Below are 17,758 nucleotides of genomic sequence, written 5' to 3' on the forward strand. Positions count from 1 at the left end.
ATATCGAGCGGTTCTACAACCCGTTCAGAAAACACTCCAAATTGGACTACCTCAGCCCGGTTCAATTCGAAGAGCGGCAGCGCTTAATGGGCTAGGCAAACCGTCCGGGAAACCGGGGGAAGCCCAAAGACGTGGCAACCCCCGTGCGCAATCCATTCTTATCGTAGGTGTAGTGGGCAGTGTTGCCCTCGCCGTCCAGGACGGTCTGCACTTGGCCCAACCGATCGTAGACAGTCTTGACCTGAATGCCTTCCGGGGTGGTGACAGTCAGGCTGCGCTCGGCAGCAGAGTAGGCATAGCTTGTGACATGGCCCAAAGCATCCGTCTGTGAGACGGTCCGCCCAAAGGCATCGTAGGTCGTGGTGACACTGCCTCCCAGCGCGTTGGTGGTGGCAATGGTCCTGCCCAAGAGGTCATAGGTCTGCGTACGGATCTGGCCCAGGCCATCAACGGTGCGGATAGGCCGTCTGAAGGCATCGTAGGCTGTGCTGCTAACGCGGCTCAATCCCCCTGGATCTTCTGTGCGCTGGATTATCAAGCCACGGCGGTCGTAGGCAGTGGTGACAGTCTGAACAAGGCCTGAACTCAGAACGGCGGTGCGGCTAACTTCTTCTCCGAAGGAGTTGTAGACGTAGTTCTTGGCAAAACCCAAGGCGTCCACGGTGCCGGCAAGGGTGCCTGTGGTGTTGTAGCGGTAGGTGGTCTGGCTGTCGAGCGCAACGTTTTTGGCTTGGTCAAGGGCGGACAGCAACGTGCCATTGACAAGCCCGCCAGCGTTCGCACCCGTCAGCCTTGCCACATCGATGCGGGTACCGTAGCGAATTCCAGTGGAGACCTCGCCAAAGGCGTTGTACTGTGTCTCCATGACTTCACCCAATGCGTTGATGGTGTGAGTCAGTCGACTATCGGCGTCATAAAAGAATAAGGTCGTCTGTCCACGCTGATCGGTGGTGCGAACTCGGCGCCCAGCAGCATCGTAATCGTGACGCTGTCCATATTGAGACCAGATAGCGTCGATCTGAACTTGGCTCTGGCCGCTTGCGAGAAGCGCGGCACCTTCCGCGGAAAGCTCAGTGATCAACCGCCCCTGGGCGTCGTAGCGACTATTCAAGGTTGTGGCTTCAACAGCACCAGCTGCTTGAGTGGTCTGCGTCAAATGACCTGCGCTGTCATAACGGTATCGAGTAATGCTGCCTTCTGCATTAGTCGACACGACAATCCGGTTGAGTGCGTCGTAAGCACGCGTTGTTATCTGATCTTGGACCGAATTCGCAGGCAGGATATCCGCCAACCGCGTGGCGGCCGTCACTTGCGAAGCCCTCAGTGCAATGACTGGGTTCGCATAGCGGTACGTCGCTACCAGATTTCCGTTACCGTCGTACTTTGTTTGTGTAAGGAAACCCTCCGCGTCGAGCTCGCCAATCTGTCGTCCTTGGGCATCGTAAAAATAAGCAGTATGCGCATCACTTGCGCTAACTGCAGGGCGCAGGCCCGAAAGCGACCCGCCAGCTCGTGCAGCAGCCAAGCTCGCACCGCCCGCCACCGGCTGCGAATAACGCACTATGCCGATAGTTCGCCCCGCTGCATCGTAGCGGTATTCAGTGAGATAGCCCTCACTGTCTATGGTCCCAATCAGTAACCCATCTCCGCTATAGAGATTAGAAATCGTTTTATCCGCATCGCGTGTAACAAGGCTTCCCACAGAGACGCCAACAGAGGCCGCCATCAAAGGCGTGGAGGTACTAGGTTTTATATTCCCTTCGCCCTCATATCGTGCAACTATGCCTCCCTTTCCCCACGAGGAATTGGGCACTTTGATTGACGCCAATGCATTATTAAGATCTGCAACCCCCAATAAATAATCATCTTTATAAAAATTAACTCTTCCGCTTTTAGCCCCTATCACTTTTGCCGTCAAAGTCAGATACATATCGTCAACAACAACGCCAAGCAATGTAGTTGTTTTAATCTGGGCCTGGGCCTGAAGCACAGGAAGATCCAGCAGCAATGTATTTGCTTGATATTTTTCACTTCCCGAATACATCAGGACTATATCTTTTTGCACTCCAATAATAACCTCCAGCGGTACTTCAGCCAAACCGTTTATCAAAGGAAAAACTCCCAAGATAGAACTTCCATTCAGCACAGCCATGGAGCCAGCAGCCCCCTCCCCCTTCACCCCGACCATTATATTTTTGCTGCCAACAGAGAATGGAGAACTAACAAACACCTCTGGAATTGGTCGACTATTCACCTTCGGCTCAGGAATAAAAATCTCTATTTCCTTAGACAAGGAGTAATAGCTTAAATCGCCCCCAGAATAATATGCTACTACTCTGTGCAAACCCGCAGAAAGAGATTTAGGGGAAAATACAGCAGCTCCATTAATGACTGGAATGCTACTGAAAATTTTGCCGTCAACATAGAAGGTTACAGTGCCAGCACTGATATGCCCTGCCCTTACCGAAGCTGCAATCTTAAAAACCTCTCCATTGCCATTCGAAGCGTCGGAGGGAGCAGTTAACTCAATAAAACTGTCACCTTGCACATTGACGGTTTTCCCGTATGCACCTTCGCGATAAAAATCGTTGCCTGGATATTTTGCAACGATCTCAACAGCACCTTCAGGAAGATTAACGCCAGAAATTCTCGCCTGACCATTGACGATATCCGCCATACCTATCAGCACATCACCCGCATAAAAACTTATCGGCCCGCCGGTATATATCGTCGGGCTGGCGAAATTAATCTCATATGCAGCACCGCCAACTTTACCCTCTTGCCTAAATAAGCTTAGCGACGGATTGGGATTAAAGTTTTTTACAAATGAAACCGCTGAGGATGCATTGCTAGATGCATTTTCATCATCGCCAGAATAAACAGCCTTAAAGCCACTTAGGCCTTCATGCCCCTTATGAATCACCAGCGAATTGCTACCATACGCGTTATTTCTTACGCCGGCGGCTAGCGTAAACTTAGCGCCGCCGTCTACAACATGCGCAGAACCAAGCAATACGTCATTTTCATAAAAACTCACAGTACCTGAAGATGCAGGACTTCCATCAGACTTTGTGACAAAGGCTTTTAAATCCAGATCAGCATCCAGCAGCGCCCCAAAAGGCGTCAAACCTGAGATGTTTAAATTCGTTTTTGTGCTCCCCAACAAATGCAAAGAGGTAACAGCAGCGCCTGAAATAATTTCAATAGATGCGCCTTTGTTACTAAGCGATGAAATATAATTGGCATTGCCACTGTAACTGGCCGTGATATTAAAATGACCAGGATCTCGCAACAATAAAGTTGTTGCCTGAGCGGCTCCGTTAGCCACGGACGCAGTAGCAATAGGCTCGCCATTTGCATAAAAAGTGACCACCCCCGAAATCGCTTCGCCCTTCAAATCCGCGCGCAATGTCAATGGCCCCCCCGGCTTCAATTTTTCATTAGGCGTATAAACCGAAAAATCGTCTACCGTTGCCCACAACTTTACATCTCGTGTTTTTGCGACCACATCTGCGCCGGGGCCGCCACGATATTTCAGAGTAATAGAATTATTACCACCAAGCAATTTTCCTGCAAGATTGAAAAATACCAACCCATTTTGTGAAACGGTAGAGGCACCTAAAAAATTCGCCCCACTATAAAATTCAACCTCTCCTGAGAGTGGAAACTTCCCTCCTACTTTCGCGCTAACAGACAAACCGCCATTAGAAATAAAATTGATAGAATCTATGCTAGCAGCAGGGGCTGGCAATACAAGTACTTGTAAAGCAGATTCCTCTAGACGAATAGAATTTTTATAATCGTCATTACCACTGTAACTTGCCACAACATCATATTTCCCCGAACTCAATCCAGGGATTTTCGCCATCAATATGGCCCTGCCATTAATTACCGTCGCATAACCAACCATTCGACCACCAACCAAGAACGTAACCGTTCCAGTTGCATTCGAACCGCCAACAGTTGCTTGGAAAGTAATAAAATCCACACCTCCAGTTGATAGTGAGTTATCAACGAGAAATTTTGGTGATATGCCACTTATCTTTAGTTCTGGCTCCTGTCGCAGATCTGGCACTTCGGAGTCAGCCTGCAATACAACGTGTGCCGCGGATGAAATCACCGAAGCATTGAATTCATCTCCCGAATAGGACGCCTTGATTTCATTAATACCTACAGTAAAAAAAGGCTTGGCGGCAATAACTTTAAGACGTGCTACTCCACCTACCAATTCCGCGGTGCCGACAGCACGCTCACCGACGAAGAAGACTACGGTTCCCTTGGGGTCTTTAGCGGTAACCGAAAGATCTAGCGTTAATTCGCCCCCCAGCGCAACTCCTGAAGGGGTGAAAGTAAGGGTCGTCGCTGACGGCCGCAGCACCATGACTTCCATCGGTTCCGACATGGCGGCGGCGATGCCGCTACTGCCTGCATAAAAAGCGCTGATGCGATTTTTTCCAGAAGGTAAGGCATCAGTGATAAACGTGGCGACGCCATTGATTACTCGGCCGGTTCCTAGTAATGTGTTTCCATTGCGAAACTCGATCAATTCATCATCTTTAATACCAACAGCAACAACATCAATTCGATAGCTATCACCGCTGCTGACTGCAGGCTTTGCCTGAACTAAAAGAGAGGTGGATGCACCACGCCCCATGCGGATGAGGCTATTGCCGACTACGAGAACATCAGCTCCATCACCCAAGGTTTGTGGGTCTATCGGAGTTGCTATCCGGGTCATCGCTACGACCCGAGAGCCCGCGTCATACTGCGTCTGGGTTACCGCCCCCGAAGCGTCGACCTGCCATGCCAACCGCTGCGCGCTATCGTAGATGCGCCAACTCTTGCGATCGTCCGCACTGGATATCGCCTGAATGGTTTCGAGTGTGGGCGGCGAGACCAATCCCACCAACCTGCCGGCATAAGCGATTGTCTGGGTGAGTTGACTGTTGACGTTGTAGCGGTACTCTTTGACTGCCCCGATGCCGTCCACATCAGCCACCTTTCGGCCCGCATCGTCATATACCACCCACTGGCGCACACCTGTCGGGTCCTGCGTTGACACCAGCCTGCCCGCCGCGTCATACGTGTAGCGGGTAGTGCCTAGCGTGCTGCCGGCGCTACTCTGAAGCACACTCGTCAGCCGCCCCGCAGCGTCGTAGTTCGAAACGGTACTCAGGCCGTTGTTCAACGTTACCGTGGTAGAAGTAGCGCCATATTCGGTGATGGTGGTGTTCGCGCTTGTACCGTCGGAGGACGGGGCGCTGGTCAAGATCACGCGTCCCAGGCCGTCATAGATGTATTGCGTCACGCTTTCCGTGAGCGGCTGCACGGTCTTGAGCAATTCACCCGCTTGGCTGTAGACATACTGGGTTACAGCAGGATCGGAGCCCTCTCCAGCTGCGGTAAGCGTGCCGTAGGCGATGCTTAGACTGAGTTGCCCCCGAAAGTTGTACTGCGAGTCAATTCGTTGACCGCCGCGCATATTCTGTGCCGCCGCCCAGTTGACCATCTGCGCTTCCGTCGGCACCTCCGTGGCACCCAGGCTGCCGACATCGAATGCTGCAGCCGCATAGACAAGCGTACTCACCCTCTGCCCTTGAGCGTCATAGCAATATTCATTGACCCGGCCTTCCGCACTGACAACGAAACGCACACGATCGCGCGTCTGGCCGCTGTATATGTAGCGTGTGGTGCTATCGAGCGCACGGGTGCCACCCAAAGCAGGGGCGGCGGCGTTGCCACCGCCATCCCCCGCACGCAGGGTCTCCGTCAGCAGTTGGTTGTAATCATCGTAGGTGCGAACCACGGCATTGCCTAATGGGTCCACCTTTAGCGTCTGATTGCCGTTGACGTCGTACTGCAGGGTGATGCTACGGCCCAGCGCGTCCACCATCGCCGTGACGTTCCCCTTTTCGTCATAGTGATAGTAGAGCTGCGAGACCCCCTCGGGATGGCCTTCGGTGATGCCCGTCTGCACACGCAATAACTGGCCTTTGTCGTCGTAGCCATAACGGCTCGAGACGTTCATCGGGTCAGTCACGGTCGTGGTGCGAGTGGCAGTTTCGTAGGTATAGCGCGTAGTCAGACCCAGGGCATCGCGCACGCTCGCGACACGGTAGTCTCCATCCACGAGTGCATAACTGACCTCAAGCCGCGTGCCGTCCGATTGCGCGAGACTGGTCACGCGGCGGCTGTCGCCGTCATAGGTATAAGTAGTCTGGTAAACCTTGCCGTCCGCGATGTCGTTGTCGCCCGGGCTCAGGTCCACGGTCACGACTGACAACCGGTTCTGGCTGTCATAGCTGTAACGCACCCGGGTGGTATTGGTGGTTCCATCTTGCGCGGTGACGCGGACCTGACTCAGGTTATGGCCGCTGTAATCGTATTGCGTCGTCTCACCCGAGGCATCGGTGACGCTGGCAAGCAGGCCGTCAGACCCATAGCGATACGTCGTGGTGTTGCCGCTGGCATCCGTGCGCGACAGCAGTCGGGCGCCGGCGTCACCCTGATACCGCTCCTGAGTACCGGTACTGCCATCTATCCACACGTACTGGCCATGATCGGCATCCCACTGCAGCGTGTCGTAAGCGCCAGCCCCATCGGTGCCTACGTATAGACCCCGCGCAGCCTCGAACGTGTATGCGGACTGAGCGCCATCACTGGCGGTGCGTGTGAATACGCTGCCAGCAGCGTTGAGCGTGCCACTCAGTTGCAACGGCCGGTTGTAGATACCGATGGACCAATTGTCAGCGTTGTCGTCGTTCAATAGTCCATTGCTGTTGTAGGTACGCAGAACTTCCAGTCCTTGCCCCCGACTGGCCAGAAAGTCATCGCGGCGCTGTAAAACCAAATTGCCATTGGCCAGATTGACGAATGCTTGCTCGCCACTGCGTCCCTGGGCCGAGTTGCCGAACACTCCCCGCTCTCCCAATGTGGACGATGAACCTGCGCTCAGACCGAGACTGTTTCCGCTGATGATGGCAACCATGTTCTGCACCTGTACATATGGCCAACTCAGCGCGATGAATCCGGCCGCCCTCTTTGAGAGGCTCGGTGCTGGTGGCTCTGCCAATGCATCCAGACGTGGCAGATTTTGTTTAGCGTGGTGTCATCACGGAACTGTCCATACTGCTTGCCCTTTTAAAATCAAGGACTTAGCTGATGCGACCCATCAAGCAATGAAATTCCCAGCAAACTAAGTCGGGATTAAAAACCAGAGTGCTCAACATGTCTCGCTATGGCTGGATATATTGAACATGCCTATCCGACGGCATGCCCACTACGGTTACGGTACTTTGGACCGTTGCCTTCCTAACCTTCTTCGGCCTGTACAACTTAGGCAAACTTGATGTCTTCTTCCCCCATGTCTTCTGCCCTGGAAAACGCGATCGCCGCAAGCACCCATGGCGATAGTGACCAAGCGATTGCACTCTTGCGACAAGCCATTCAGGAACAGCCGGAGTCCGGCCTGCCCCACTTCTTGCTGGGGGCCGAATACGCATCCCTCGGGCGCATGGATTTGGCGGAACAAGGTTTTGCAAATGCCGTGTTGCTGTCACCCGGGCTGGTCGTTGCCCGGTACCAGCTTGGCCTGCTGCAGTTCAGCTCCGGGCGTGCTTCTGCAGCGCTACTCACCTGGCAGCCGCTGTTGGGTTTGGAGGATGAGAGCCCCCTGCCCCATTGGATCAGGGGTTTTGCCGCGCTGGCTGGCGATAGTTTCGATACAGCCCGGGTGTGTTTCGAAGCTGGATTGGTCCGCAATGCAGACCATCCGCCGATGTCCGCTGATATTCGCAAGGTTTTAGCGCAAATGGATGCGCTTTCGCCGGGCGCGCCACAATCGCCACAGCAAGCAGTGCCTTTAGCAGCTCCAACGCTGTTGGCCCCGCAGCCCGACGAGGACGAGTCTTCCCATGTGCTGTTGTCGAACTATCTTCAGCAAGGCCCTGCACATTGACCTCAACCGCCACTCAACCGCATGGTGAAAGGACTTGGCCATGACTCGGATTGACGCAGCATCCCAATTGAGTGCCATCGTCCGGGAGCAACTCGAATTGACAAGGCGGGAGCGCGCGGCCTCTCCTGCGCGTCAACGTGAGTCCAAACAAGTTCAGAATTCCCCAGGTTCCGAACAGCCCATGTTGCGACAGATACGCGCCATTCCCGCGGACGACCCTGAGCGCAGAAGCAAGGCGTTGAGGATATTCATGGAAGCAGTGCTCACCAAGGAGTTTGGAACCAGGCTGCAAGTGGACCCAGGTTTTCCGCATTTGCTCGATCAGGTCATCGGGCAAATGCAGGATGACCCTGGACTTAAAAGCGCATGCTCGATCGCCGTCGACTCTCTATTGCAGCAAGCCACTTAGAGCGCGACGGCCGTGCGCTCATCCGCGGCGATTGACGGCTCGCATGACGGCTTCGTACATCTCGCCACCCAATAGCCGACGCGCCAGTTGCTCGAATGCCTGTGCGTCTGAAGTTTTTCCTTCCAGGATCGCCTGGGCAAAGCGACCAGACAAATTGGCGCTGTCGAGACGCAACGCGAGCTGAACATGCTTGTTCGCCTGCTCGGTTTGTTTTTGAAGCGCCAGGGCGACGGCCAACGCCCCATGGTTTTCCGCAAAATTGCGATCCAGGGCCAGTGCAGCCTCGAAGCTGGTGCACGCGGCTTGCGGATCATGCAGTGTCAGCTGCGTCCACCCTTGGCCGTGCCAAGTGCCGATATGGTTCGGCATGAACGACAAGGCTCTGCGGAAAGACGTCAAAGCAGCCTGTGGTTGACCCGCTAGAAGCTGCGCGAACGCATGTGCTGACAAAGCACGGCCGTCTTGGGGATGGATGAGCAATGCCTGTTCGGAGAGATCAAGAGCTTTGGCCGCATCGGTGGAGGCGAGTGCCAGCGATGCCTGTGCAACGAGGGCCTCGATGGGTCGGTCCGACGCGGATGCCTGCTCAAGTGCCATGGCCGACCAGCGACTCGCAAGGGCCATATGCGCAGCATCCAGGGCGACCAAACTGGCGACTCCTGCGGCTTGAGGGAAAAGGCCGCGCTGTTCTTCCAAGGTTTGCGTCCACCGCACCGCCCGCTCCAAATCACCGGCATGGTGAAGGGCGCGCAGCCAAAGCACAACCATTTCACGGGACATGGTGCCAGCCGCAGATTCCTGGTCTGCATCGCCTGCCTGCATGCGACCTGCCAATAGCGCTGTGCAGGCCCCGTAGTTCCTTTGCTGGAACTCGATGAATGCCAAGTCATGCAGGACGGCATCTCTGAAACCCGCTGGCGTATCAGGCTGCGCCTGCAACGCCCGAAGAACGATGGTCGCCTGGTCGAAATTCGATTGGGCCAGCCAAAGATCTGCTTCGCGCAATGCCCATTGCAGCGAATCGGGATGCAGCGCTTTCCCATGCCGCAAATGAAACTCCGCGCGGGACCATGCGGCGCATTGCAAAGCCGCGTTGAATGCCTCAGCGAGCAACGTTTCGTTATCCGAATCGTCGCGCAGGTAGGCCTCCAATCGATCCAGGCGGACGAGCGTTGCCGCAGCATCGGAATCAACGGGTGTGGAAAGGCGAGGGGTCAGTGTGGTTTGCATAGTTTGACGTGGCCCGGGGTGGTGCCATGCTCGAGCGGTAAGGTGCTACCAGGTGACATCGCACGCGGCACCTTCCGCCAGGGATTTGCGCAGGCCCAGAAGTGCCTGTCGATGTATCTGCGATATGCGGCTTCTTGAAACGCCCATCATGTGGCTGATGTCTTCGAATGCGATGTTCTGCTGGTAGTGGCATCGGATCACCCGCCGCTCTTGTTCCGGCAATCGATCCACCAGATCGCCCAGTAATGATTGCCAGTGCTGACTCTCACTCTTTCGAAAGTAAAGCACTTCCGGCGAAATCGCCATGCAGGCATCTTCCGATGCTTCGCCAGCGATCATTGCGGTGCCCTCCAGCATCATGCCCAGCGCAAGGCCGATTCCAACCTCGGCCAGATAGGCAAGCAAGTTTGAAGGGTTTCTAGCCGCCGCATCGCCCTCATACGGAAGAACGAAATCGGCAGACAGGCTCGCTTCCGATTTGGCAGCGTCCAGGCGATCCTTACGCAAGCGCTTCTGCAGGGCAATCTGCTGGTTCTTTTCTGTCAGCTTCTCCAAGCCATTCAGAATCGCCCCCCGGATTCGGTGCGCCGCATAGGTTTTGAAGCGGGCCCCTTGTTCGGGATCGTAGCGATCCACCGCCTCCACCAGGCCAATACTGGCCAATTGAAAATAGTCGGAAAACTCCACTTCGTCGTGAAAGCGTCCCTTGAAACTGATCGCCGCCAACATGCGGGCATAAGGCAGAAAGATCTGAATCAAACGATCGCGAGCCTCCATGTCTGCGGCATGGCGCCAGCGCTGCCAGAGCAGTGTCTCTCCATCCTCCGGCTCGGGGATGGGCGAGGCGATGGAACTCGCAGAACGTGCTGTCTCAGCCATGCCCGGCGCTCCAACCCGATCAATGGAAGCTGCCCACCAGGGCCTTGAGCAGCAAGCTCCAACCATCGATGAGGATGAACATCAGAATCTTCACCGGCAGCGCAATGGTGGTCGGCGGCATCATCATCATGCCCAAAGTCATCAGTACACTCGACACGATCAGATCGATCAACAGGAACGGCAAAAAGACGACGAAGCCGATCTGAAACGCGGCCCTGAGTTCCGAGAGCATGAAGGCAGGAATGAGCTGGACGTTGCTGATGTCGTCCATCGATGTCGGTGGCTTGGCTTTCGACAATTCGACCATCAACGCCAGATCCTGCTCACGCGTTTGCCGCACCATGAAGTCGCGCAAGGGTGCCATGCCTTTGGTGTATCCCGCTTCCATGCCGATCTTGCCAGCCATGAAAGGCTGAAACGCTTCGCGATTGACCTGCTCCAGCACTGGCGCCATCGTGAAAAGGGTGAGGAAAAGCGCCAAGCCGATCAGCACCGTGTTCGGTGGCGTCTCGTTCATGCCGATGGCATGCCGCAGCATCGACAAGACGATGATGATGCGCAGAAATCCCGTGATGCACACCAGCAGTGCAGGCAGCACCGCCAGCACCGTCAGCCCCAGCACGATGCGCAAGGCTTGCGATGTTTCAGCGCTGGACCCGAGCGCCCCGTTGCCGGCCTGTTGTGCGTACACCGCGCCGGTCAGGCCGAGCAGGCCCAATGCGCAGAGCACGCTGATCCACCGGGTTGGCCGCCCCCGCCCCCATCGAACGGGCAATGTGAGCATCTTGTTCATGGCGCTTTGGAACCTTCGCCCATATTGGCCGACAGCCCCGTGGAATCGGGCGCCACCGCAGGCACTTCACCCAGGAGTTGCATGGATTGACCCGCGCAGCCGATGAGCATACGGCGGCCTTGCCACTGCACTTCATGCACGCTATGGCTTGGCGTCAGGCGCGCGCTGGATACGAGCGCTAGACCGGTATCAGAACGCTTGGCCCACAGATCGCTCCAGCGCGTCATCGCGGCCTTGGGAGCCTGCCCCACCGGCCTGCGCATGCGGATCTTTCGCCACACCACCGCGGCCAGCAAAGCCAGTACCACCAAAATGCCCATCCAGGCCGCTTCCAGACCATGCGTGGATGCGGCTGCCTCGGGTTCGCGCCGCAGCGGAATGGTTGCCGGCAAAGTCATGGTGCAGCAGCAGGGGTCGCCAAGGACAGCGGCAAAGGCAGTTCGGTGAGCCGGACGGCAAAACGATCCCCGACCGCCACCAGTTGCCCACGGGCGACCACTTGGCCTTCCAACAGGAGATCGACCGGCTGGTCCACGCTCCGATCAAGAAGAATCACCTGCTGTGCCTGCGCACCCAGCAGTTCACCCACCGTCACGGTCGCCACACCGACGCACACCTGCAACGTCGTCTTGACCTGATGCAAGGGATGAAGGGTTGGCACGAGCGGCGACGATGCCATGTCCGGATCGGCAGGGTGATCGAACTCTGCCAGTTCAAGGCGATGGGCGTGCTGGGGCGTATCGGTCGAGTTGGAAGTCATGGAATATTTGAAAACAGGGTTCATGCCGACGGATGGAGCTCTACGGCCATCTTTCCCTGGCGTTGACCCAGCCAGGCAGCGCAAAGAGGCGTGGGAGGTGCGTTGTTCGAATCGGAGGCGGCCTGTAGTGACCCCAAAAGCACCACCGCAGGCGCATCGAGCCGGTGATCCAAGGCGATCACGTCGCCCAACGCCACCGTCTGCAATTGCCCGAGACTCAAAGTCACCGAGGTCAATTCGACTCGCACATGGAGGGCTTTGGGACGCAAGGCATCCACCAAGGAAATCAAGGCGCGCGCAGGGGCTTCAGGCAACGGGCATGCACGCGTTTTTTCCTGAAACCCATGGCCCGCCAAAATGCGCTCTACGGCGCTTGCGCCCAAGCAGAGCGCCCATCGGCCCTCCCCCCAAGGAAAGGTGATGGTCAGGTCACCCGACCAAGGCGCCATTTCGCCTGGAAGGCTGGACAACTCTGCATCTGGAATGCCCTCCGCTCCCCGCGACAGAATCTGCGAAATGCTGCGGGACCAAGCCTCCCAGGCCTGCGCACCCATTTGGCGAGCCATGGGCGCGCCCGGATGATCGGTCGCGCTGAAATCACACGCTGCAGGCGATTCTCCAAACATGAGCGCGCCCAGCAACTGCCGGGCCTTCGCATCGCCGAAGACTTGGCTCGCGGAGGTTTCCAGAACGCGAACCTCCGCGTCACCCGCGGCAATCCCGGTGGACACCCCCCAGTCTTGGCGCCAGCGGTCATACACGTTCTGAAAGATGCTCCGCATACCATCGCGGGCAGCAACGCTCCAGCTGCGAAGTTCGCGGCTTCTGCGGCGCGAGTCCTCAAGGGACAGCAGCCCACCGGACTCACGAGCCGGGGCCGCTGGAGTGCTGTGACGGTCGGGGGATGAAGACACGGCTTATCGACTCTTCATTGAAAACAGCTCTTGCAGCATCTCATTGGCGGTGGAGATCACCTGGGAGCTGGCCTGGTATCCACGCTGCATGATCACCAGATCGCTGAACTCTTGCGACAGGTCGACATTGGAGATTTCGATGTACCCGGATCGCACCGACCCGAACGCACCACCTGCCACGCCGGTGTGCCAGGCGTTGCCATCCAGTGCTTCGAACTGGTTGTTGCCCAAAGACCCAACGGCATCTGCCGAATCGAAGCGCCCGAGCGACAGGCGTGAACCCTTCACGGTCTGTCCGTTCGCGTAAGTCAAAACCAGCGTTCCGCTGGCGTCAAAAGCAGCGGCGCTCAACTCCGCGGGAGCGTATCCGTCCTGCGATGCGAAGGCCAGGGTGGATAGCGTGCCAGAGGCGAAAGAGGTCACATCCGTGCCGAAATCCAGGGTCAAAGGCAGAGCCGCTTGTCCGGTCGGTGTGTAGGTAAAGGCCAGCTTTGCCGTGGCCGCTGTCGGTTTTCCGTCCTGAAAAATCAATTGCTTCGTCCCAACGACGGTGGTGCCATCCATCAGGTCGACTTGCCAGCTTCCAGGCGTGGTGGTGCCTGTGTTGGTGAGCTTGACCGTGAGCAGATGCTCTCCCCCTGCTGCGTCGATGACACGCACCCCATTGATGGCCTGGTCGGTTCCGGTGCTGGAGAGATTGCCGGTGAACTTGGCGACTGCGGTCGCTTTGCCCGGGCTCGTCTTGAGATTGGCAATGCTGATTTCAGTGAGAGCGCCATTGGCACCCACGCCCATGACCTTGGCCCCGGTGCTCTGATCCACCAGAATACCGTTGCTGTTGAACTGGAACTGCCCCGCGCGGGTATAGGTGATACGGCCATCTTCACCCTTGAGCGTAAAAAGCCCTTGGCCATCAATGGCCAGATCCAGGCCATTGCCCGTCTGGCGCAGTTCCCCCGCCTTGAACGACAACGTTGTTCCCGCCGTGCTCACCCCATAGCCCAGTTGTCCGAACTGCCGGCCCGAGTAGCTGCCATTGGAATAAAAAGAGTCTGAAAACCGGAGCGACGTACTTTTGAAGCCAGGCGTATTGAGATTGGTGGTGTTGTTGGCGATCACTCGCAAGCCACGGGAAAAGCTCGACAAGCCCGTCATGCCAACGTAGATGGATTCGATCATGTGGATTCCTGTTTGGGGATTTGAGCGCGTCAGCGCACCGCGGTGACTTGGCTCAGGGAGATGTTCTGCAGCGTCGCACCAGCGGTCGTTCGCAGGGTGATGAGGGGCGAATCGCCGGCCAGCGACAGCGAAACGACCGTGCCCGTCAGCGTGCCTCCGGTAGAGTTGATGTCCACCGTGCGGCCTATCAACCCGACCGACTGCAGCGCCGCCTGATTGCTGATCAAGGTCGAGATCTTGTCGTTGAGCTGCTGGGTTTGCTCCAGGCTCGTGAATTGCGCCATCTGCGCCATGAACTGCTGGTTGTCCATCGGCTTCATGGGATCTTGATAAGTCAGCTGAGTCAGCAGGATTTTCATGAAATCCTCCTGATTCAGGCCGTTGGCGCGCAGGTTGGTGGCGGTGCTGCTGATGCCACTGATGCTCATGAATTCTCCTTGGGGGGCGGAAAAGAAAATAGACCGGGAGTGAAATGGCCCACGGTGCGTTGTTCCAGAAAGCTTGCAAAATCGCTGAACAGCGGGGCACCGGAAGATGCCGTGGCCGCGTCATAGACCACGCTTCCATTGCAGACCACGCGACTCAGTCTGTGTCCCTGGTTTCGAAGGGTGCGCTGCAACATGTTGACGACGACTGCCGCCTGGGCAGTCACCTGCTGCGCCGTTCCATCCATGCCGATCCAGAGGTTCAAGCCGTCCGGCGTCCAATTGGCATGCAAGCGTGTCGCAGCTTGCTGCGCCGTGCTCCCTCCGACCAATCGGCTGGCAGGCGAGGTACCGGGCTGTGCGGGTTGCCTGGCCGTATCACCGGCACGAGGTAAATCGCTCAAAGGGCTTTTGGCGTTCAACTCCACGCTGAAAAGGGAAGATTCACCGGCAACGCTTCCTTGGTCGACCCGACCCGAGGGAGCCCGCAAAAAGACCGCGACCGGATTCGAAAGCGATACAACACCGCTGGTGCCCATAGACGGATTGACAACCTTCGGATCCGCATTGACTGGCAACGATGGAACGACCTGAGGTACCCGAGCACCTTCCGCACCGGCAATGATCTCGCCCAGGCTCTGTGACCCTGCGACAACCATACCCTGCGCAACTGCGTGGTTGCCTGCACTCGGCGATTGCGCAGGTTCTTGTTCGGCAGGCTTCGTCGCGAGTTGATTCCGTGACGCAGATCCGGCGAGTTCAGCGGCGGTATCTTCGTGCTCCACGACCGCAGGGCTCTGCGGTGCGTCACCTTGGCTCCCTTTGATTGCCTGCGGCGCCATCGCATCAAGGGTGGCGGCCACGTCCAAGGGCGCCTCAGACACAGGACGTGGGAAGCCCTCACGGACAGTCGCCGCCGAAGACATGGGGAAATAGCCGCTGCGGGATGCCAAAGCCGTCTGCCCCGCCATGGACAAAGTCTCTGGTGGACGAAGCGCAGCACTGCGCTGGGAATGCCCCGCTTCGGCCCCGTTTACCAAAGGGTTGGCGGCGAAAGGCTGGAACCAGTTGGATAACTGGGCCCGTTCCATTTCATGAAGCCAGGCTTGACGAGCCCGCTTTCTGTCCGCAGGAGCATCTTCGCCTGCCTGGCCAGGTTGCGTGGACCGGCGTTGCAGATCGAGGTCCATCAAGGCCTCACGGTTGGCAGGTTGCAGCACCGTCATGGCAGATTCTCGAAAGATTCCGCGCCGCGAGCGGTGCGGTAGTAGAGGCGGCCAATCCAGCTGCGGTCAGCTTCCGCGGCGGCAGCACGGGCGGCATCGTTGGCATACTCCTGAATGGCATCGGCACGGTGTTCTTTCAGCCCGTCGATCTTGCGCTGTTGAGCGAAGCAATCGGCCTGCAAAAGCGCCTTCTGCTCGCACAAGGCCTCTATCTCCCGGTCCTTTTCCTGAATGTGTCCACGCAGCTGGGCCAGATACCCCAACCCGCGCTGGTGCATGTGCGGATCCGGACGGGGTTGCCAATTCAACTGCAAGTGAGCCACCTGGCTCTGAAAATCCAGATCGAGCGCCGCGCGCTGTTCACGTGACTCTGCCAGAGATTGTCGAAGCCGTGCCAAACGGTTTTCCAGCCGCTCCATTTGCCATTCCTGCTTGCGCATGTACGGCGCCAACGCATAAGTGAAGCCGCGCAAGTCTGCGTTCACGCTTTGAGCTGCGTTTTCCTTCATCGAGCCGCTTTCACAGGGCTTGCCATCCCGTTTGCACCAATCGCGAAACTCAGTTTCGCTGGGGGTAAGGATGCGTTCGGTACGGGTGCAGCCACAGGGATCACTGCCCGGTCAGGCCACAAGATAGCGCGCAACTCGCGCATGCCAGCGGATCGCGCAATGCCACCCTCTCGCTGCCGCAACCATTCCTTCAATGCCGGAGCCAGCAGCAAGGCGCGATCCAGTTCCGGGTTCGACCCTTTCTCATAAGCGCCGATATCCACCAATTGGCGATTGCGATCCAGCAAAGCCAGGTACCTGACGGCATCGGAAATTAATTCCTGCTCGTCCTTGCTCGTCAAATCGGGGAGGAGCCGGCTGGCGCTGCGCAACACATCGATGGCAGGGTATTGCCCCTCATGCGCCAGATGGCGAGACAGCACCACGTGACCGTCCAAAATGGAGCGCAAGCTATCCGCGATGGGCTCGTTCATGTCGTCACCCTCGACGAGCACCGTCAGCAGCGCCGTGATGGAGCCCCCTGAGGGCGCCGTGCCGCAGCGCTCGCAAAGCTGGGGCAGTTCCGCAAAAACGGACGGCGTGTAACCACGCGCGGTGGGGGGCTCCCCTGCAGCCAGGCCCACCTCGCGGCGCGCCATGGCCAGTCGGGTGATCGAGTCCATGGTGAGCAGCACCTGCTGGCCCGCGTCCCGGAAATACTCTGCAATGGTGACGGCAGCATGCGCGGCACGGATGCGCGCCAGCGCCGGCTGGTCGGAAGTGGCGACGACGACCACAGACCGCTTCAGGCCCTCTTCGCCCAACTGCTTGTCGATGAATTCCCGCACCTCGCGGCCCCGTTCTCCGATCAGGGCGATCACGTTCACATCGGCACTGACATGCCGCGCAATCATGCCCAGCAACGTGCTCTTGCCAACGCCACTGCCTGCGAAAATGCCCACACGCTGCCCCAAGCCCAGCGTCAGCAACCCGTCCAGGCAACGCACCCCCGTTTGAAGCACCTGGTGAATCTTGGGCCGCTGCATGGGGTTGATCGGGCTGGCATGCAATGGGCGCTGAAGCGGTGCATCGGGGTCTGCGCGTTGATCGAAGGCGTGTCCGAACCCATCGATCACACGCCCGAGCAGTTCAGGGCCGACACCGAAAGTCGACTGCCGTCCCAGTGCGATGACCTCCGCTCCTGCGGCCACGCCTTGCATGCTGCCATACGGCATCAGAGTGATGACGTCGCCCCTTAACCCAACCACTTCAGCCAACACTCCATGAGACAGGCCGTCCCCAGAAGCAAGCCTGCTTTCAGCCAAAGGCCTGCGTGGCAGGATGCGGCACAACTCGCCGACGGTAGCATCCGGCCCCTGCGCTTCGATCGCCAAACCCTGCATTTGTCGCACCCATCCGATCCGCCTGAACAACTCCGTTTGCTGCAGCGCAGCGCGATAGTCCTGCAGAAGGCCGGAAGAACGGGGAGCGGACATGT

At 57.5% G+C, this 17,758-nt stretch carries 14 protein-coding genes; 2 read left to right on the forward strand and 12 right to left on the reverse strand.

Annotated elements, in window-relative coordinates:
- Positions 1–91: 91 nt before the first annotated feature.
- Positions 92–6,988 carry an Ig-like domain repeat protein gene (locus AVMA1855_RS24410; RefSeq protein WP_284427671.1) on the reverse strand — a complete coding sequence of 2,299 codons (6,897 nt, stop codon included), beginning with the start codon at positions 6,986–6,988 and terminating at the stop codon, positions 92–94.
- A gap of 375 nt (positions 6,989–7,363) precedes the next feature.
- On the opposite strand from AVMA1855_RS24410, the gene AVMA1855_RS24415 reads away from it, so the two are divergent.
- Together AVMA1855_RS24415 and AVMA1855_RS24420 are read left to right on the forward strand one after the other, a co-directional pair.
- A complete protein-coding gene (locus AVMA1855_RS24415; RefSeq protein ID WP_284427672.1) occupies positions 7,364–7,957 on the forward strand; it encodes a tetratricopeptide repeat protein in 594 nt (197 codons plus the stop codon).
- A gap of 40 nt (positions 7,958–7,997) precedes the next feature.
- Positions 7,998–8,366: a hypothetical protein gene (locus AVMA1855_RS24420; RefSeq protein ID WP_284427673.1), complete on the forward strand. Its 369-nt coding sequence runs from the start codon at positions 7,998–8,000 to the stop codon at positions 8,364–8,366.
- Between the two features lie 18 nt (positions 8,367–8,384).
- Here AVMA1855_RS24420 and AVMA1855_RS24425 read toward each other — a convergent pair whose 3' ends face one another.
- From AVMA1855_RS24425 to AVMA1855_RS24475, 11 genes are all read right to left on the reverse strand, one after another.
- Positions 8,385–9,596 (reverse strand): tetratricopeptide repeat protein, encoded by a 1,212-nt coding sequence (locus tag AVMA1855_RS24425; RefSeq protein ID WP_284427674.1) that lies wholly within the window; start codon positions 9,594–9,596, stop codon positions 8,385–8,387.
- Positions 9,597–9,641: 45 nt separating this feature from the next.
- Positions 9,642–10,475, reverse strand: a complete 834-nt coding sequence (locus AVMA1855_RS24430; protein ID WP_284427675.1) for a sigma-70 family RNA polymerase sigma factor — start codon at positions 10,473–10,475, stop codon at positions 9,642–9,644.
- A gap of 19 nt (positions 10,476–10,494) precedes the next feature.
- Complete coding sequence (gene fliP / locus AVMA1855_RS24435) at positions 10,495–11,268, reverse strand: flagellar type III secretion system pore protein FliP (protein WP_284427676.1); 774 nt, start codon at positions 11,266–11,268, stop codon at positions 10,495–10,497.
- Positions 11,265–11,666 carry a flagellar biosynthetic protein FliO gene (locus tag AVMA1855_RS24440; RefSeq protein WP_284427677.1) on the reverse strand — a complete coding sequence of 134 codons (402 nt, stop codon included), beginning with the start codon at positions 11,664–11,666 and terminating at the stop codon, positions 11,265–11,267. The genes fliP and AVMA1855_RS24440 overlap by 4 nt, the downstream gene beginning before the upstream one ends.
- On the reverse strand, positions 11,663–12,052 hold the full coding sequence (locus AVMA1855_RS24445) for a FliM/FliN family flagellar motor switch protein (RefSeq protein WP_284427678.1): 390 nt from the start codon (positions 12,050–12,052) through the stop codon (positions 11,663–11,665). Before AVMA1855_RS24445 ends, AVMA1855_RS24440 begins: the two co-directional genes overlap by 4 nt.
- Positions 12,049–12,789: a flagellar motor switch protein FliM gene (locus AVMA1855_RS24450; RefSeq protein ID WP_284427679.1), complete on the reverse strand. Its 741-nt coding sequence runs from the start codon at positions 12,787–12,789 to the stop codon at positions 12,049–12,051. Before AVMA1855_RS24450 ends, AVMA1855_RS24445 begins: the two co-directional genes overlap by 4 nt.
- A 156-nt stretch (positions 12,790–12,945) precedes the next feature.
- Positions 12,946–14,121, reverse strand: coding sequence for a flagellar hook protein FlgE (locus tag AVMA1855_RS24455; RefSeq protein ID WP_284427680.1), 1,176 nt, complete (start codon positions 14,119–14,121; stop codon positions 12,946–12,948).
- Between the two features lie 29 nt (positions 14,122–14,150).
- Positions 14,151–14,549 (reverse strand): flagellar hook assembly protein FlgD, encoded by a 399-nt coding sequence (locus tag AVMA1855_RS24460; RefSeq protein ID WP_284427681.1) that lies wholly within the window; start codon positions 14,547–14,549, stop codon positions 14,151–14,153.
- The gene (locus AVMA1855_RS24465) at positions 14,546–15,772 is read right to left on the reverse strand and encodes a hypothetical protein (protein WP_284427682.1); all 1,227 of its coding nucleotides are present in this window, start codon (positions 15,770–15,772) and stop codon (positions 14,546–14,548) included. Before AVMA1855_RS24465 ends, AVMA1855_RS24460 begins: the two co-directional genes overlap by 4 nt.
- The gene (locus AVMA1855_RS24470; RefSeq protein ID WP_284427683.1) at positions 15,769–16,281 is read right to left on the reverse strand and encodes a hypothetical protein; all 513 of its coding nucleotides are present in this window, start codon (positions 16,279–16,281) and stop codon (positions 15,769–15,771) included. Before AVMA1855_RS24470 ends, AVMA1855_RS24465 begins: the two co-directional genes overlap by 4 nt.
- Entirely contained in the window at positions 16,278–17,756 is a 1,479-nt protein-coding gene (locus tag AVMA1855_RS24475; RefSeq protein WP_284427684.1) for a FliI/YscN family ATPase, read from the reverse strand. The genes AVMA1855_RS24470 and AVMA1855_RS24475 overlap by 4 nt, the downstream gene beginning before the upstream one ends.
- Between the last annotated feature and the right edge of the window lie 2 nt (positions 17,757–17,758).

The organism is Acidovorax sp. SUPP1855, from assembly GCF_030158955.1.
Classification (GTDB): domain Bacteria; phylum Pseudomonadota; class Gammaproteobacteria; order Burkholderiales; family Burkholderiaceae_C; genus Paracidovorax.

Coding starts and splice junctions, on each gene's coding strand:
- fliP (WP_284427676.1), bottom strand. CDS start 11,268: ATGAACAAGATGCTCACATTGCCCGTTCGATGGGGGCGGGGGCGGCCA.
- AVMA1855_RS24460 (WP_284427681.1), bottom strand. CDS start 14,549: ATGAGCATCAGTGGCATCAGCAGCACCGCCACCAACCTGCGCGCCAAC.
- AVMA1855_RS24415 (WP_284427672.1), top strand. CDS start 7,364: ATGTCTTCTGCCCTGGAAAACGCGATCGCCGCAAGCACCCATGGCGAT.
- AVMA1855_RS24420 (WP_284427673.1), top strand. CDS start 7,998: ATGACTCGGATTGACGCAGCATCCCAATTGAGTGCCATCGTCCGGGAG.
- AVMA1855_RS24440 (WP_284427677.1), bottom strand. CDS start 11,666: ATGACTTTGCCGGCAACCATTCCGCTGCGGCGCGAACCCGAGGCAGCC.
- AVMA1855_RS24430 (WP_284427675.1), bottom strand. CDS start 10,475: ATGGCTGAGACAGCACGTTCTGCGAGTTCCATCGCCTCGCCCATCCCC.
- AVMA1855_RS24445 (WP_284427678.1), bottom strand. CDS start 12,052: ATGAACCCTGTTTTCAAATATTCCATGACTTCCAACTCGACCGATACG.
- AVMA1855_RS24410 (WP_284427671.1), bottom strand. CDS start 6,988: ATGGTTGCCATCATCAGCGGAAACAGTCTCGGTCTGAGCGCAGGTTCA.
- AVMA1855_RS24465 (WP_284427682.1), bottom strand. CDS start 15,772: ATGACGGTGCTGCAACCTGCCAACCGTGAGGCCTTGATGGACCTCGAT.
- AVMA1855_RS24425 (WP_284427674.1), bottom strand. CDS start 9,596: ATGCAAACCACACTGACCCCTCGCCTTTCCACACCCGTTGATTCCGAT.
- AVMA1855_RS24470 (WP_284427683.1), bottom strand. CDS start 16,281: ATGAAGGAAAACGCAGCTCAAAGCGTGAACGCAGACTTGCGCGGCTTC.
- AVMA1855_RS24455 (WP_284427680.1), bottom strand. CDS start 14,121: ATGATCGAATCCATCTACGTTGGCATGACGGGCTTGTCGAGCTTTTCC.
- AVMA1855_RS24475 (WP_284427684.1), bottom strand. CDS start 17,756: ATGTCCGCTCCCCGTTCTTCCGGCCTTCTGCAGGACTATCGCGCTGCG.